This is a genomic window from Streptomyces sp. 150FB (genome assembly GCF_000818195.1).
In the GTDB taxonomy this organism is placed as follows: Bacteria; Actinomycetota; Actinomycetes; order Streptomycetales; family Streptomycetaceae; genus Streptomyces.
This window is the reverse complement of record NZ_JTHL01000001.1, coordinates 346404-361801: the sequence shown is the minus strand read 5'-3', so window position 1 is coordinate 361801 and position 15398 is coordinate 346404. Positions and strand designations below refer to the sequence as shown.

The following is a 15398-nucleotide window of genomic DNA, read 5'->3' as shown; positions in this document are numbered from 1 at the left end:
CCGCCGGACGGCACGGCGTACGAGACGAGCGGCGAGCACGAGGAGCCCGAGTCGCACGGGCTGCTCGGGCGGGTGCCGGGCACGATGCTCGCCGTGCCGGCCGTGCTGCTCGTCGGCGGGCTCCTGACGGGGGTGGTGCCGGGCGTCGGAACGGCCGTTGCCCGAGCGGTGGACGAGGCGCTGCCGGGTACGGCGAAGGCGTTGCCCGAGTGGTCGGCGACCGGGGTGCTGCTGGGCCTGCTGTCGGCGTCCCTGGCGGCCGGCCTGGCCACGTACGCCGTTCGCAGGCCTCTGCGTCCAGTGGAGGAGCTCCGCGACTGGGCGGGTCCTCTACGCCGTCTGCACTCGGGGCATGTAGGCGATTATGTGGCCTGGTTGCTGGTGGGGATGGTGCTGCTGGGCGCGCTCACCCTTCCCGGCTTCCTCACCGTCTGAGCGACGGTTCCTCGGCGACACGACGGGCCGTCCATGTGCCGCGCCCGCACGCCCACCGGGGCCGCCGGCGACCGTGAGCGGCCCCTCATCGAGACGCGCTTCGGTCAGGAACTCACCCGGTCCGGGATCGGTGTGGAGTTGGGTGTCTCCCAAATGCACGTCTCACGCCTGGTCTCGCGTACGCTGACCCGGCTCCGTACCGGACTGCTCACCGACCAGTGACCGCTGAACGGACGGCTGAGAGCTGCCGATCGGCGCTCCGGTCATCCATGGTCGGGCGTGACCGGGAATGATGGGGTAGACAGCTTCCCAGCGCGTCGAACGGCACCCGTGCCGCGCGGCCGCTCCACTCTCCGAACGGTTGTGCATGCCTTCTTCAGTTTCCCGCCAGGACCCGATGCAGGGACCGGCGGACACGGCCTCGCAGGTCGCTCGTCCACAGCACCACGACATCTTCCTGGAGCCGCGTTACACCATCGAACTGCCGCCGCTGAACGACGGCGAGGGGGAGGGCGAGGGCGACCAGGAGTTCTACTTCGAACGGCCTGCCGCCACCGCACCCCGCCGTCGGCCGCCGAGCGCCCGGCGCGGATAGGGCACGCGCACGGGTGACCCGAGGAGGACCTGCCCCTCCGCCCCCGGGGGACACGGTGTCGGAGTCAATGGCGCTGGAATCTATGGCGCCGGAGCCGGTGGCGCCGGGGCCGACCGTACGACCAGGGGGGCGGGACGGCCGGCGTCCGGGCACCCGGCGCCCGGGCCTGAAGGGCGGCTGTGCCGGACCGGACCGCTCGGGTTCCAGCCGCACGCCGCCTGCCGCCCGGCCGCCGGGGGGACCCTCCTCCCCGGGCCACCGGCCCTATGGGCAGGACCAGTTGATCTGGTAGTACTTGACCTTCTCGTCCTCCGAGACGAGCCGCATGCCGACCGCGCGCATCACACGCTGCGACGCGGTGTTGTCGTGGTCGGTGTCGCCCCTGACCCGCAGCACACCGCGGGCCCGCGCGAACTCCAGCAGCCCGCGCAGGGATTCGGAGGCGTACCCCTGGCCCCGCGCCGAGGGGACCAGGCCGTAGCCGACGCTGACGGTGCCGTCCTCGTCAGGGGCGCCGTGGAAGTCGACGCCGCCTATGGTCGTCCCGTCCGCGCGCAGCCGGATCTCGTACGTGCCGTACGGCCGGGGGTCGCCGGTGATCGCACAGGTGGTCAAGTAGCGCCTGGCCGCCGACATGTCGCCCTCGGCCGGATACCCCGGCGCCGGCAGGCGGCCGGCCGGCTCGCCCGCCGCCACCCGCTCGGCCTCGGCGGGGGACAGCGGATGCAGCACGAGCCGCTCTGTCACAAGATCGTCCATGACAGGCAGGGGTATCACGTCCGGCGGGCTGCGCACAGGCGTTTCCGGGGGCCGGAACGCCGCCCGCCCGCCCCCGTGCCGCCCGCCGTTCGCTCCCCTTCACCAGCCCGTCACCCGCCGTACTTCCAGGGCGATGTCGGCGACCGACCGGCCGTCGGTGGCGACCCGGACCGTGCCGGGCGGGGCCTCCGCCTCCAGCCTCCTCGCCATCCGCTCGCCGCGCTCGATGTGCGGCAGGAGCTGCGAGCCGATCTCCCGCCCGGCGAGGCGGCTCCCGGCGGCGCTGTCCCCGGCGGTCAGCAGCACACCGGTGATCCTCGCCGGCACTTCGCCGCCCATCGCGCGCCGTACCATCGCGGCTTCCAGCACACTCACCGTATTGGTGTAGATGAGCCTGTGCTGTCCGAGAGCCGCGTAATTGGCCCACACCGCGGCCAAGTTGCGCTCGGTGATCGCCGAGCGGTGCGGGTCGCCGGCCGGGGCCGGATGGATGTGATCCATGAAGTCGCCCTCGACCAGGCAGTGGGAGATCTCCTCCTCCCGCAACAGCACCGACACCTCCCAGGCCACCGTGGTCTTACCGACCCCGGCCCGTCCCCCGATGAGCAGCGCTTCGTATGTGTGCGGTGTGGCTGTGTGCTGTGTGTCCATGACCGGCCAGCGTGGCAGGGACCGGCCCGCCGGGCACGGCCTTTTCCGCCGCGCTCAGCCGACGTGCACGCGGGGGCGGCGCTCCGGGTCGTGCTCGGCGCGGCGCAGGACCTCGCGGGTGACCGGGGCGACCTCCCCGTCGCCGAAGACGAGGAACCGCATCAGGTGGCCGAGCGGATTGCCCTCGGTCCAGTTGAAGTAGACGTGCGGGATCTCGCCCGTACGGCTGCGCATCTCCATGAGTACGGCGGCGATGGTGTTGGGGATACCGGCGCCCCGGGCCCGCAGGATGCGCGCGCCGTACCGCTCCTCGCCGTGCACCGTCAGGTCGGCGGTGAACTCCGACGAGTCCTGGACGGAGACCTCCAGGAACAACACCGGGCGCCCGTCCGGGATATGGGTCTGCTCGCGCTGGCTGTACTCCTTCTCCCGGTACTCGGCGACGCTGTGCTCGTTCGGCTCGTTGGCGATGACCCGCAGCGCCCCCGAGCGCGCCGCCTCGTCGATGAGCCGCGCGGCCTTGTCGTCGAACGTGACGGTGGCGGCGCGCAGTTCGAAGGCCCGGCGGACCCGGGAGGCGAAGGAGGTCAGCAGGATGCCGACGATGAACAGCAGAGCGATCTTCAGACCGTCGGGGCGTTCGATGACGTTGGTGACAAGGGTGTAGGCGAAGACAACGGTGATCACACCGAACCCGACGGACGCGCCCCGGTGACCGGTGTGCCGCGCGGCGATGGTGCTGGCGAAGGAGGCGGAGAGCATCAGGACCAGCACACCGGTGGCATAGGCACCGCTCTGCTTGTCGACGCTCGCCTGGAAGACCAGCGTGATGGTCACGGCGATCGCGAGGAAGACGAGCACCAGCGGGCGCACCGCCCGGGTCCACTCCGGCGCCATGCCGTAGCGCGGCAGGTAGCGCGGTACGAGATTGAGCAGCCCCGCCAGGGCCGAGGCGCCGGCGAACCACAGGATCGAGATCGTCGACACGTCGTACACCGTGCCGAAGACCTCGCCCAGTTGCTGGTGCGCGAGGAAGGCGAGCGCGCGCCCGTTGGCCGGACCGCCCGGATCGAAGGCGCTCTGCGGGATGAGCAGGGTGGTGGCGAGGCTGGAGGCGAGGAGCAGGCAGCTCATTATGACAGCGGCCGTGGTCAGCAGCTTGCGGGTGCCGAGGATGCGCCCGGTGGGAGCGCCGAACGTGTCCGTGGCGCGGCCCCGGATCTGCGGCATGACGGCGACGCCGGTCTCGAAGCCCGACATGCCGAGCGCGAGCTTGGGGAAGACCAGCAGCGCCACCCCGATCATGCCGAGCGGGGAGGAGTGCTGGAGCGTCGCGGCGTGCCACCAGTCGTTGACCACCACGGGCCGGGTGGCGATCTGCCAGACCGAGGAGAACAGCACGACGACATTGAGCGCGAGATACACCCCGACGAGCACCACGGCGATGCCGATCGCCTCACGGAAGCCCTTGATGAACACCGCGCCCAGGGCGCCGATCAGGACGAGTGTGATCCAGACGTTGCCGCCGTGCAGCCACGCGGGGGCGAAGGGGTTCTCCACCGCGTGGGCGGAGGCGTCGGCCGCCGACAGGGTGATGGTGATCATGAAGTCGGTGGCGGCGAAGCCGAGCAGCACCAGGACGAAGAGCTTCCCCGCCCACCAGGGCAGCAGCCGCTCCAGCATATGGATCGACCCCTCGCCGTTCGGGCTCTCCTTGGCGACCCGGCGGTACACGGGCAGCGCGCCGAGCAGGGTGAGGGCGATCAGTACGAGCGTGGCCAGCGGCGAGAGCAGCCCGGCGGCCAGCGCGGCGATGCCGGGCTGGTACCCCAGGGTGGAGAAGTAGTCCACACCGGTCAGGCACATCACCCGCCACCAGGTGTGGCCCTTCTGCGCGGGTGGGGGCGTGCCGTGCGGGCCCGGGTGCCGTGCGGACTGCTCGCTGAGTCCGTCCAGCAGCCAGGCACGCCACCGGTGTGCGCCGCGCTCGGGTCCGGTCTCGGCCTGGGCCCCGGTCATGTGGTGTTCTCCTCGCAGGCGGAACGTGGTGATCGGCTTCGTCAGGTGCGGGGCCGACTCTACGATGACCATCATGCCGACCCGGGTGCCGTGGAGTGACAAGCTGGACTCCTCGCTGGGCCGCGCCGTGAACGCCAAACTCCTGGAGAGCAGCCCCCGTTCTCTGGTGTGGCGGGTCGGGCTGCGCGACGGGAGCCGGGTGATCGTGAAACAGATCACCGTGCGCGGCGGAGCCGGGGAGGACGCGGACACCCGTTACGCGCGGGAGACCGCGGGGCTGCGGCTGGCCGGGCGGGCCGCGGCACCGGCCGTGGCGCCCGCACTGCTGGCGACGGACGCGGAGTCCCGGGTGATGGTGCTGGAGCATCTGGAACAGCGGGCGGACCTCTGTGCCCCCGTCGGGCCCGGCCTCGGCACGAACGGCGACTGGATGCCGGGGTACGCCGAGTCCCTGGCCCGCCTGCACGCGCTGACGGGACCGGACGACGCGGGGGCGCTGCCCGCCTGGTCGGGACCGACGCCCGCCGACGCCGCGTCCTTCCTGGCCCTGGCCGGCACGCTGGATGTCGCCGCACCGCCCGGGGCGGAGGTGGAACTCGCCGCGCTCGTCGAGCGGTTGGGGGATACGCCGTACCACGCGCTGCTGCACGGGGACCCGTGCCCCGGCAACGACCTGCACACCGCCACGGGGGTCCGGTTCATCGACTTCGAGCAGGCGTCGCTCGGCAACGGCCTGGTCGAACTCGCCTATCTCCGCATCGGTTTCCCGACCTGCTGGTGCGCGATGTCGGTGACCGGGGCGCCGCTGGCGGAGGCCGAGGAGGCCTACCGCGCCACCTGGCGGCGGCTGACGGGCCGGGACGTTCCCGGTGACCTGGCCGACGCCTGCGCGGGGTGGCTGATCCGGGGCGACGCCCTGGTGGAGCGCGCCCACCGCGACTCGACCGACCACCTGGCGCGGGTTCCCGTCGAGGACTTCACCTGGGGGTACGTCTCGGCCAGCGAGCGCCTGGTGCACCGGCTCGGCGTGGTCGCCGAACTGGCCAGGGACCACGAGGCGTTGAGGGCGGTGGGCCGTCTCAGCGAGGCGATGGCCCTGCGTCTGCTGGAGCGCCGGCCGGGCCTGCGGCCACTGCCCCCGCACTCCGCACGCCCCTGGTGACCACGGAGTCGGTACCGCCTCTTGGCGGTGCGGTCGGGCCGACGCGGCCGCCCGCCTACCGGCTGGGTGTGTGCGTGCCGGTCGCGGTGCGCGCGCCCGGTGGGCGCACCATGAAGACGTCGATCGGATCCTCGGCTTCCACGACAAAGCCGTGGCGCTCGTAGAGCCGGCGGGCAGCACTGCCCCGCAGGACGTTCAGCCGGACGGTCATCCCCCGCGTATCGGTGCGCTCCAGCACCCCGCGCAGGACGGCCGATCCGAGCCCTCGGCCCTGATGGCGCGGAGCGAGGTAGAAGTGCTCCAGCACCTGCCCGCCGTCGGCGGGCCTGACGGTGACGCAGCCCCCGAGTTCGCGGTCGATCATGATGATCGACGTGTGCCGGGTGGAGAAGGAGTCGCGCAGCCGTTGCCGCACCCGGTGTTCGTCGTAGCGCCCGAGCCGTTCCAGATCGGCGCGCAGGACCGTGGCCCGCAGTTCCGCGATCGCCTCGACATCCGCCGCCACGGCGGAACGCAACAGCCACTGCGAGCCGTTCTCCGGTTCGACACGTGCGGGCACCGCCACGTCCGACCGAAGTCCGCTCCTGATCACCTCAGCGTCCATGGCCGGAGTATCTCAGCCGGCCTGTCGCGGGCCGGGCGCGGCGGGAAAGCCCGCGCCCGGCCCGCCCAGGGCGACGGGGTCAGGCGGCGGCGTGCGCGAGAGCCTCGTACTCCTCGTCCGTCAGCTTGAGCGCCGCTCCCGCGGTGTTGTCGTCCAGGTGCGAAACGGACGAGGTGCCGGGGATCGGGAGGATGACCGGCGAGCGGCGCAGCAGCCAGGCGAGCGCGAGCTGTGACGGTGTGGCGCCACGGTCGGCGGCGATCCGGGTCAGCGGGCTGTCGGGGCCGGCGAGTGCGCCGGTGGCCAGCGGGAACCAGGGGATGAACGCCAGGTTGTTCGCCTCGGCGTACTCCAGGACGTCCTCCGCGGCGCGGTCGGCGAGGTTGAAGCGGTTCTGCACCGAGACGATGCGCGCGGTCTTCGCGGCCTCCTCCAGTTGGGCCACGGAGACCTCACTCAGCCCGATGTGCCGGATCTTGCCCTCGCTCTGGAGCGCGGCCAGCTCCCCCACCTGCTCGGCGATCGGCACCTTGGGGTCGACACGGTGGAGCTGGAGCAGGTCTATTCGCTCCAGGCCGAGGTGGCGCAGGCTCAACTCGACCTGCTGGCGCAGGTACTCGGGGCGGCCCACCGGGACCCAGGCGTTCGGCCCGGTCCTCGCGAAGCCGGCCTTCGTGGCGATGACCAGGTCGTCGGCGTACGGGTGCAGCGCCTCCTTCAGGAGCAGGTCGGCGGTGAAGGGGCCGTACGCGTCGGCCGTGTCGATGAAGTTGATGCCCAGTTCGGCGGTGCGGCGCAGGACGCGCAGGGCACCCGCCGGGTCCTTGGACTCGCCCCAGACGCCCGGCCCGGGGAGTTGCATGGTGCCGTAGCCGAGGCGGGTGACGGGCAGGTCGCCGCCGATGAGGAAGGTGCCGGAGGCCTGGGCGGGAAAGGTGGTGTCGGTCATGAAGGGTGATCTCCCGGGTGAAGCGGCGCGTGTGGTTGCCGGAGGTTGGCAACGTGACCGACCGTATGGATTGTTCCCCCACCCGGGGCCGCCGGGCTAGCGAATGGCGAATGTCACACCGCGTTCGGCCTCGGGGCGCGGCCCGAGGATCCGGCGCTCACTCTCCTCGATCCGGACGTCGTTGATGCTGGCCTCGCGCCGGGCCATCAGGCCGTCGGCCGCGAAGGCCCACAGCTCGTTGCCGTACGAACGCCACCACTGGCCGGACGGGTCGTGGCTCTCGTACTGGAAGCGCACCGCGATGTGGTCGCCGTCGAAGGCCCACAGCTCCTTGCGCAGCGCGTAGTCCAGCTCGCGCTCCCACTTCGCGGTCAGCAGCTCGACGATCTCCTCCCTGCCGGTGACGAAGGTGTCGCGATTACGCCACAGCGAGTCCTCGGTGTACGCGAGGGACACCTTCCGCGGATCGCGGGTGTTCCACGCGTCCTCGGCGGCCTGGACCTTCTGCTTCGCGGTCTCTTCGGTGAACGGGGGGAGCGGGGGGCGCGTGCTCATGGGACGTCCTTCGGTGTGGCCGGGCGGTGGGCCTGCGGTGGGCCGATGGTGGTCCGGCAGGGGTCCAAAAGTCGGAGAACCAACGTTCTCCATGATCGCTGGTAGGCTAGAGAACGTTGGTTCTCGCGTCAAGGAGTGTGGGTCGGATGGACGGCACGGCCGCCCGGGAACAGGTGCTGGACGCGGCGGAGCGGCTGTTCTACGGCCGCGGCGTCCAGTCCGTCGGCATGGACGAGATCCGGGGCGCCTCCGGTGTCTCGCTGAAGCGTCTCTACCAGCTCTTCCCGGCGAAGGACCGGCTCGTCGAGGCCTACCTGGAGCGGCGCGACCTCGCCTGGCGACAGCGGCTCGCCGACCGCGTGGACCGGCACGGGGACCCGCGCGAGCGGATACTCGCGGTGTTCGACCACCTCCACGAGTGGTTCGGCGAACCGGACTTCCGGGGCTGTGCCTGGATCAACTCCTACGGAGAACTCGGCGCGATCTCGCCGCGCGTCACCGCGCAGGCCCGCGCGCACAAGGCCGCCTTCATGGACTATCTCTCCGGCCTTGTCGCCGAAGCGGGACTGCCCGCGGCCACCGCCGAGCATCTGCGCCTGCTCGCCGAGGGCGCCATGGTCACCGCCGGCATCTTCTCGACCCGGGTACCCGCACTGCGGGCGCGCGAGGCCGCCGACCTGCTGCTGACGGCGGCGCACCGCTGAGCGGAGAGCGGCGGAAAGCAGCGGGGAGCGGCGGGGAGTGGGGATCGGGCCTGGGGCGTCGTACCGCCATGGGCCATCCTGGGGGCACCTTCGTAGCGACAGGAGCCGCGCCCTTCATGAAGATCACCGCAGCCGACGTCTTCGTCACCAGCCCCGGCCGTAACTTCGTCACCCTGCGCATCACCACCGAAGACGGCGTCACCGGGCTGGGCGACGCCACACTCAACGGGCGCGAGATGGCCGTCGAGGCCTATCTGCGCAGCCATGTGGCGCCGCTGCTCATCGGCAGGGACGCCGGGCGTATCGAGGACACCTGGCAGTACCTCTACCGGGGCGCCTACTGGCGCCGGGGCCCGGTGACCATGGCCGCCGTCGCCGCCGTCGACACCGCCCTGTGGGACATCAAGGCCAAGACCGCCGGGCTGCCGCTCTACCAGTTGCTCGGCGGGGCCTCACGCACCGGCGCGCTCACCTACGGGCACGCCTCCGGGCGCGACATCCCGGAGATCCTGGACTCCGTGCGGGCACATCTGGAGGAGGGGTTCCGCGCGATCCGGGTGCAGTCCGGCATCCCCGGCCTCGAAGCGGTGTACGGGGTGGAGGGCCCGTCCGAGCCCGGCGAAGGCCCTGCCCGGCCCTTCGAGGAGGTCTGGGACACCCGCGCCTATCTGCGCCACATCCCACGGGTGTTCGAGGCGGTGCGCGAGGAGTTCGGCCCCGAACTGCCGCTGCTGCACGACGGCCACCACCGGATGACGCCCGTCCAGGCCGCCAGGCTCGGCAAGGATCTCGAACCGTACGACCTGTTCTGGCTGGAGGACGCCACCCCCGCCGAGGACCCCACGGTGCTCCGGCTCGTACGGCAGCACACCACGACCCCGCTGGCGATCGGTGAGGTCTTCAACTCCCTGCACGACTATGGGCCGTTGCTGAGCGATCGGCTGATCGACTACGTACGGTCGGCCGTCACCCACATCGGCGGTGTCACGGCGATGCGCAAGCTGCTCGACCTCGCCGCCGTGCACGGCGCCAAGTCGGGCATCCACGGGCCCGCCGACATCTCTCCCGTCGGCATGGCGGCGGCCGTCCACCTCGACATCGCCGTGCACAACTTCGGCATCCAGGAGTACGCGCGGCACTCGGCGCGGACGCTGGAGGTCTTCCGGCCCTCCTACCGGTTCGCCGAGGGGATGCTGCACCCCTCGGAGCAGCCGGGGCTCGGGGTGGAGTTCGACGAGCAGGCCGCCGCGCGCTTCCCGTACGAGCCGTCGTACCTGCCCGTCAACCGCCTGACGGACGGCACCGTGCACGACTGGTAGAGGCGGGCGGGCGTCCCGGCGGTGCGGGGCCGCCGGGACGCTCAGGACCACGGCGTTGTTGACCACGACGTCGAGCCGCCCGAAGCGACCGATCGTCACCGTGAGGTCGGCGAGCGGGTCCGTACGGCGGGCCAATCTGACGCAATGGCTTTGCGTTATCAACGCGACGAGCATGCGTTATGCGGCCGACGCGGAGGTCAGGGGCCGGGGTCGCGCGCCGGATCGTGACCGTCTCCCGGGCCGTTCCCCCGGATTGACCAATATTCAAGGAGTTGCCCGCGCCGCTCCCGGGCGCGTGCCATGCTCGATAAGCGCCCTTACCGACAGTGCGGTCGTGCGCACTCGGGGTGCCTTCGGGGAGGTCTGATGGATCCGGGTCAGGAACCCACCGCTCACACGTCCACCGGTCGGACACCGGTGTCCCGCACGGGCGTCGACCGCAGGGCGTTACGCCGCGAGCGGCTGCTCGCGACCGCGACCCAACTCTTCGCGACCCGCGGCTACGCGACCACTTCCATCGAACGGATCTGCTCCACGGCCCATGTCTCCATCCGCGCCTTCTACGAGGAGTTCGAGAGCCGCGAGGCGATGCTGATCGCCCTCCACGACGTCGTCTCCCAGGCCGGCATGGAGGCCGCGCACCGGGCGCTGCTCGATCCGGCGGTCCAGGACGCCGACACCCGCGCCAGGATCACCGCGCTGGTCCGCGCGTACGTCGACGCGGTCACCGCTGACCCGGCGGCGGCCCGCGTCGCCTTCGTCGAGGTCGCGGGGGGCGGGAGCGCGGTCGAGCAGCACCGGGTGCTCTGGCGCAGCCTGTGGGCCGACTTCATGACCGACGAGGCCAAGCGGGCGGTCGGGCGCGGCGAGGTCGAGCGGCGCGACCGTACCCTCAGCGCTGTCGGCATCATCGGCGCCGTCAACGAACTCGTCGCGCACTGGGCCCGCAACAGCGCCTCGCTGCCCCGGGAGCCGCTGGCCGACGAGCTGATCCACCACATTCTCGCCGTGCTGGGTGTCGGCGCCGAGAGCCAGGAGATGACGCGATGACCGGACTCTGGCACCAGGTTCTGCGCACCATGTCCCAGCCGGGGGCGTCCCCCGACGACGATCTGCTCGCCAGGGCCGCCGCCGACATCGCGCTGCGCAGTCATCCGCACCCCCGGGCCACCGCCGACGTGGTGCTGGAGATCGCCCGCGCGGAGTTCGCCGCCGTACTCACCGTCTGCCAGGCTCAGCGCGCCCTCGACCGGGCCCGCAGACAGGCGGCGGGCCCCGGGGGTGCCTCGGCGGAGCGCGACCGGACCTCCTGATACCGAAGCTCCTGATCAGGCCAGGTATGCCCGTGCCGGGGACGCCCCCGGCGGGTGGGGCTAGCCTGGGCGCACGATGAACCGTTTGACGACGCCCTGGGGCGACCTAGGCCTCACCCGTTTCCCCGAGCTTCCCCGCGAGACGCTGCGCGCGTGGGACACCGCGGACGAGTATCTCCTCCAGCACCTCGCCGGGCCGGGAGGCGATCCGTCCGGCCCCGGGCAACCGGATCCGCCGGCCGATCCGACCGGCTCCGTGGTCGTCGTGGGGGACAAGTGGGGTGCCCTGACGACCGCGCTCGCCGTCGCGCGGGACGGGCGGCCCGTGACAGGGCCGCTCACCCAGATCACCGACTCCTACCTCACCCAGCAGGCGACCCGCGCCAATCTGCGGCGCGCGGTCGCCGAGGGTGTCCTCGGAGCCGGACCGGGAGCGGCACCCGACGCCGAAGCAGGGACCGAGGCCGGGACCGACGCCGGGACCGACGCCGGGACCGACGCCGTACGGCTGCTGTCCGTCAGGGACACACCGCCCGAGCGGATCGACGTGCTGCTCGTCCGGGTCCCCAAGAGCCTGGCGCTGCTGGAGGACCAACTGCACCGCCTCGCCCCGGGCGTTCACCCCGGGACCGTGGTGATCGGTACGGGACGGGTCACCGAGATCCACACCTCCACGCTCAAGCTGTTCGAGCAGCTCATCGGCGCGACGCGGACCTCGCTCGCGGTCAGGAAGGCGCGGCTGATCTTCTGCGCGCCCGCGCCCAGCCGCGTACGTAGCCCCAGCCCCTGGCCGCACAGCTACGCGCTGCCCGACGGCCTGGGCGCGGTGTCGGGCCGTACGGTCGTCAACCACGCCGGGATCTTCTGCGCCGAGCGGCTCGACGTCGGGACGCGGTTCCTGCTGCGGCACCTGCCGCGGCGGAGCGGGCCCGAGCACGTCGTCGACCTCGGCTGCGGCAACGGCGTCGTCGGGACGGCGGCGGCCCTGGACAACCCGGCGGCCCGGATCACCTTCATCGACGAGTCGTTCTCCGCCGTCGAGTCGGCCCGGATGACCTTCGCCAAGAACGTCGACGCCGGCACCCCGGCGGAGTTCGTCATCGGCGACGGACTGACGGACCTGCCGCCCGGGACCGCCGATCTGGTGCTCAACAACCCGCCGTTCCACACCACACACCAGGCGACGACCGACGCCACGGCCTGGCGGATGTTCACAGGATCGCGCGCCGCGCTGCGGCCCGGCGGCGAGCTGTGGGTCGTCGGCAACCGGCACCTCGGCTACCACGCGAAACTCCGGCGGCTCTTCGGGAACTGCGAACTCGTCACGAGCGACCCGAAATTCGTCGTCCTGCGGGCCGTCAAGCGCTGAAACCCACCCGCGGCCGGGCGGCCTGAGTACGGGCGGCCCGGGCGGTCGACCCGGCCTGCCCTGGACCTTCCACCAGCGGATCTCGCATCTGCCATGGAGTTTCCTCCGGAGAATTGTAAGTGTGAGCCAAACCCGCATATCTTGTGGCACATGCAGTCCTACACAATCGGCCAGGCGGCACGCCTCCTCGGGGTGAGTCCTGATACGGCGCGACGCTGGGCGGACGCCGGGCGGGTCGCCACCCACCGCGACGACGGCGGCCGACGGGTCATCGAGGGCGGTGATCTCGCCGCCTTCTCCGTCGAGATCGGTCAGAGCACACCCGGCGAGGAGGACATCCCGTACACCTCGGCGCGTAACGCGTTCCCCGGCATCGTGACCGCCGTCAAACTCGGCGACATCGCAGCCCAGGTGGAGATCCAGGCCGGTCCGCACCGGCTTGTGTCCCTGCTGACGAGGGAGGCCGTCGAGGAGTTGGGTCTCGAAGTAGGCATGCAGGCCACCGCCCGTGTGAAGTCCACCAGCGTGCACATCGACCGCACATGAGCGACCGGCGCACCTGACCGACCGCACAACAGCCGCCCGTCGGCCGCACAATCGGCCGCCCGCGACTGCCCGTACGGCTTTCCCCAGCGCCGTCCGTCCCCGGCGCTCCTGTCACCACTCGCCCGCGCGTCTCCCCCCGGGGCGGCGCGCATCGCCAAGGAGTCCCCGCCTCATGTCTCTCGTCCTCAGCCGGCGCCGGGCCGCGGCAGCACTCGTGACCGCCGCCCTTCTCGTACCGCTGGCCGCCTGCGGCAGCAACGACGACAGCAAGAAGGACGCCGGGGCCAAGGCGTCCCCGTCCGCCGCACCCAAGGTCGACCTCACCGTGCTGGCGGCCTCGTCGCTGACGAACGTCTTCAAGACGGCGGCCGACACGTACGAGAAGGAACACCCCGGCACCACGGTCAAGTCCTCCTTCGCCGGCTCGCAGGACCTGGCCGCGCAGGTCAAGCAGGGCTCCCCGGCCGACGTACTGGTCACCGCCGACACCAAGACCATGGACGGCGTGAAGTCCGACACCGGGACGCCGACGATCATCGCCAAGAACCGGCTGGTGATCGCCACCCGCGAGGGCAACCCCGACAAGATCGACAACCTCAAGGACCTCGCCGACCCCAAGCTGAAGGTCGTCCTCGCCGCTCCCGAGGTCCCCGTCGGCCGCTACAGCCAGCAGGTCCTCGACGCCCAGAAGATCAAGGTCAAGCCGGTCTCCCAGGAGCAGGACGTACGGGCCGTGCTGAGCCGGGTCGAACTCGGTGAGGCCGACGCCGGGATCGTCTACAAGACCGATGCGGCCACCGCCACCGGCAAGGTCGACGCCATCGACATCCCCGACGCGCAGAACGCGGTCGCCGAGTACCCCGCCGCCACCCTCAAGGTCTCCGCGCACAAGGACGCGGCGGCCGCTTTTGTCGCCTGGCTGAGCACCCCCGAGGCGCAGAAGATCCTCCAGGACGCCGGATTCCAGAAGCCGTAACCCCCCTTCACCCGCCGGGAGGGGCCGCACGACCCGGGGGCCGCAGGGCCCGCAACCGGACGGCCCCTTCCCGGCGGGCACCGGAATCGTGACCTCAGGACACCCGATGAGACGCTTGCGCACCCGCAGGACGGCCGGCAGGGCCGGGACCCCTGTCGTCCTCGTACTGCCCGCGCTGCTCGCGGTCGCCTTCCTGCTGCTGCCGCTGCTCGGCGTCCTCGTCCGTACCTCCTGGGGCGACCTCGGCTCCCAACTGACCAGCCCCGACGTCGTCGAGGCGCTGAAGCTCTCACTGCTGGTCTCGTTCTGCGCGCTCGGCATCTCGCTGGTGCTCGGAGTCCCGCTGGCGTGGCTGCTGGCCAGGGTGGACTTCCCCGGCAAGACGCTGGTGCGTTCGCTGGTGCTGCTGCCGATGGTGCTGCCGCCCACCGTGGGCGGTGTCGCGCTCCTCCTCGGCTTCGGCAGGCGGGGGCTGATCGGCCCCTGGATGGAGAGCACCTTCGGCATCGTCCTGCCGTTCCACACCTCGGGCGCCGTGGTCGCGGCGACGTTCGTCGCGATGCCGTTCCTCGTCATCAGCCTCGAAGGCACCCTCGCCGGACTGCGGCCCGCCTACGAGGAGACGGCGGCGTCGCTCGGGGCCTCCCCGACCCGGGTGTTCCTCACCGTCACCCTCCCGATGGTCGTGCCCGGCCTGGTCGCCGGGGCCGCGCTCACCTGGGCGCGGGCGCTCGGCGAGTTCGGTGCCACCATCACCTTCGCCGGGAATCTGCCCGGCACCACCCAGACCCTTCCGCTCCAGGTGTACCTGCTGCTCCAGAACTCGCCCGAGGCGGCGACCTCCGTCTCCCTGCTGCTGCTCGCCATCGCCATGGCGGTGCTGCTCGGCCTGCGCGGGCGGTGGACCGGCACCAGCACCGACCGGGGGGTACGGGGCGCGGAGCCGACGCCCGGCGACGTACTCGCTCCGGGCGACGGCATGCGGATCCCGGACGGCGACCGGGCCGCGCCCGCGACGGAGGCGGGCGCCGCCGTCGACGTACCGCCGCCGTCCGGGAACTGGCCGCTGCACGCCGAGGTCACCGGCTTCAACCAGCTCACCCTGGACGCCGGTCCCGGCACCACCATCGCTGTCGTCGGCCCCAACGGCGCGGGCAAGACGACCCTGCTGCGGGCCCTGCTCGGCCTGACCCCGCGCGCCCACGCCGAACTGCGCCTCGGCGACCTCGACGTCACCACGCTGCCCCCGCACCGCAGAGGCGTCGCCTGGGTCCCGCAGAGCGGCGCGCTCTTCCCGCACCTGTCCGCCCTCTCCAACACCGCGTACGGACTGCGCGCCCACCGGGTGCGCCGCGCCGAGGCCCGTCGTACCGCCCAGCAGTGGCTCGACCGCCTCGGCGTGGGCCATCTCGCGCGGCGCAAGCCGCACCAGCTCTCCGGCG

At 71.9% G+C, this 15398-nt stretch carries 16 protein-coding genes and 2 pseudogenes; 12 read left to right on the top strand and 6 right to left on the bottom strand.

All coding sequences use genetic code 11. The features are described from left to right. The 3 genes and pseudogenes from QR77_RS46410 to QR77_RS01330 all read left to right on the top strand — a co-directional run. Positions 1–435: pseudogene (locus tag QR77_RS46410) on the top strand (NADH-quinone oxidoreductase subunit D); the annotation flags it as partial. Between the two features lie 69 nt (positions 436–504). Then, positions 505–657, top strand: a pseudogene (locus QR77_RS01335) (sigma factor-like helix-turn-helix DNA-binding protein); the annotation flags it as partial. 145 nt (positions 658–802) lie between these two features. After that, positions 803–1030 (top strand): hypothetical protein, encoded by a 228-nt coding sequence (locus QR77_RS01330; RefSeq protein WP_107068878.1) that lies wholly within the window; start codon positions 803–805, stop codon positions 1028–1030. Positions 1031–1294: 264 nt separating this feature from the next. Here the strand turns inward: QR77_RS01330 and QR77_RS01325 are convergent, their stop codons facing one another. From QR77_RS01325 to QR77_RS01315, 3 genes are all read right to left on the bottom strand, one after another. Continuing rightward, positions 1295–1789 (bottom strand): GNAT family N-acetyltransferase, encoded by a 495-nt coding sequence (locus QR77_RS01325; protein ID WP_040027073.1) that lies wholly within the window; start codon positions 1787–1789, stop codon positions 1295–1297. Between the two features lie 99 nt (positions 1790–1888). Continuing rightward, entirely contained in the window at positions 1889–2440 is a 552-nt protein-coding gene (locus QR77_RS01320) for a hypothetical protein (RefSeq protein ID WP_040019275.1), read from the bottom strand. A 54-nt stretch (positions 2441–2494) separates the two neighbouring features. After that, positions 2495–4459 carry an APC family permease gene (locus QR77_RS01315; RefSeq protein WP_040027072.1) on the bottom strand — a complete coding sequence of 655 codons (1965 nt, stop codon included), beginning with the start codon at positions 4457–4459 and terminating at the stop codon, positions 2495–2497. 73 nt (positions 4460–4532) lie between these two features. Between QR77_RS01315 and QR77_RS01310 the strand changes: the two genes are divergently transcribed. Next, the gene (locus tag QR77_RS01310; protein WP_040019274.1) at positions 4533–5621 is read left to right on the top strand and encodes a phosphotransferase; all 1089 of its coding nucleotides are present in this window, start codon (positions 4533–4535) and stop codon (positions 5619–5621) included. A 55-nt stretch (positions 5622–5676) separates the two neighbouring features. Here the strand turns inward: QR77_RS01310 and QR77_RS01305 are convergent, their stop codons facing one another. The 3 genes from QR77_RS01305 to QR77_RS01295 all read right to left on the bottom strand — a co-directional run bounded on the left by QR77_RS01305 (position 5677) and on the right by QR77_RS01295 (position 7729). Further along, on the bottom strand, positions 5677–6225 hold the full coding sequence (locus tag QR77_RS01305; RefSeq protein ID WP_078876414.1) for a GNAT family N-acetyltransferase: 549 nt from the start codon (positions 6223–6225) through the stop codon (positions 5677–5679). A gap of 79 nt (positions 6226–6304) precedes the next feature. Then, positions 6305–7174, bottom strand: coding sequence for an aldo/keto reductase (locus tag QR77_RS01300; protein WP_040019273.1), 870 nt, complete (start codon positions 7172–7174; stop codon positions 6305–6307). A gap of 96 nt (positions 7175–7270) precedes the next feature. Next, positions 7271–7729 (bottom strand): nuclear transport factor 2 family protein, encoded by a 459-nt coding sequence (locus QR77_RS01295; protein WP_040019272.1) that lies wholly within the window; start codon positions 7727–7729, stop codon positions 7271–7273. A gap of 146 nt (positions 7730–7875) precedes the next feature. On the opposite strand from QR77_RS01295, the gene QR77_RS01290 reads away from it, so the two are divergent. The 8 genes from QR77_RS01290 to QR77_RS01255 form a co-directional block, all read left to right on the top strand. Then, positions 7876–8433, top strand: a complete 558-nt coding sequence (locus QR77_RS01290) for a TetR/AcrR family transcriptional regulator (RefSeq protein WP_040019271.1) — start codon at positions 7876–7878, stop codon at positions 8431–8433. 116 nt (positions 8434–8549) lie between these two features. Next, positions 8550–9752, top strand: a complete 1203-nt coding sequence (gene manD, locus QR77_RS01285; RefSeq protein WP_040019270.1) for a D-mannonate dehydratase ManD — start codon at positions 8550–8552, stop codon at positions 9750–9752. A gap of 366 nt (positions 9753–10118) precedes the next feature. Continuing rightward, positions 10119–10802, top strand: coding sequence for a TetR/AcrR family transcriptional regulator (locus QR77_RS01280; protein ID WP_063797983.1), 684 nt, complete (start codon positions 10119–10121; stop codon positions 10800–10802). Next, on the top strand, positions 10799–11065 hold the full coding sequence (locus tag QR77_RS01275) for a hypothetical protein (protein ID WP_040019268.1): 267 nt from the start codon (positions 10799–10801) through the stop codon (positions 11063–11065). Before QR77_RS01280 ends, QR77_RS01275 begins: the two co-directional genes overlap by 4 nt. Positions 11066–11141: 76 nt before the next feature. Further along, on the top strand, positions 11142–12434 hold the full coding sequence (locus QR77_RS01270) for a methyltransferase (RefSeq protein WP_078876412.1): 1293 nt from the start codon (positions 11142–11144) through the stop codon (positions 12432–12434). Positions 12435–12584: 150 nt separating this feature from the next. After that, positions 12585–12980: a helix-turn-helix transcriptional regulator gene (locus tag QR77_RS01265; protein WP_040027070.1), complete on the top strand. Its 396-nt coding sequence runs from the start codon at positions 12585–12587 to the stop codon at positions 12978–12980. A 172-nt stretch (positions 12981–13152) separates the two neighbouring features. Continuing rightward, on the top strand, positions 13153–13956 hold the full coding sequence (modA, locus tag QR77_RS01260) for a molybdate ABC transporter substrate-binding protein (protein ID WP_040019266.1): 804 nt from the start codon (positions 13153–13155) through the stop codon (positions 13954–13956). Positions 13957–14062: 106 nt separating this feature from the next. Then, a partial coding sequence (locus QR77_RS01255; RefSeq protein ID WP_040019265.1) for an ABC transporter permease occupies positions 14063–15398 on the top strand: 1336 nt, incomplete at its 3' end.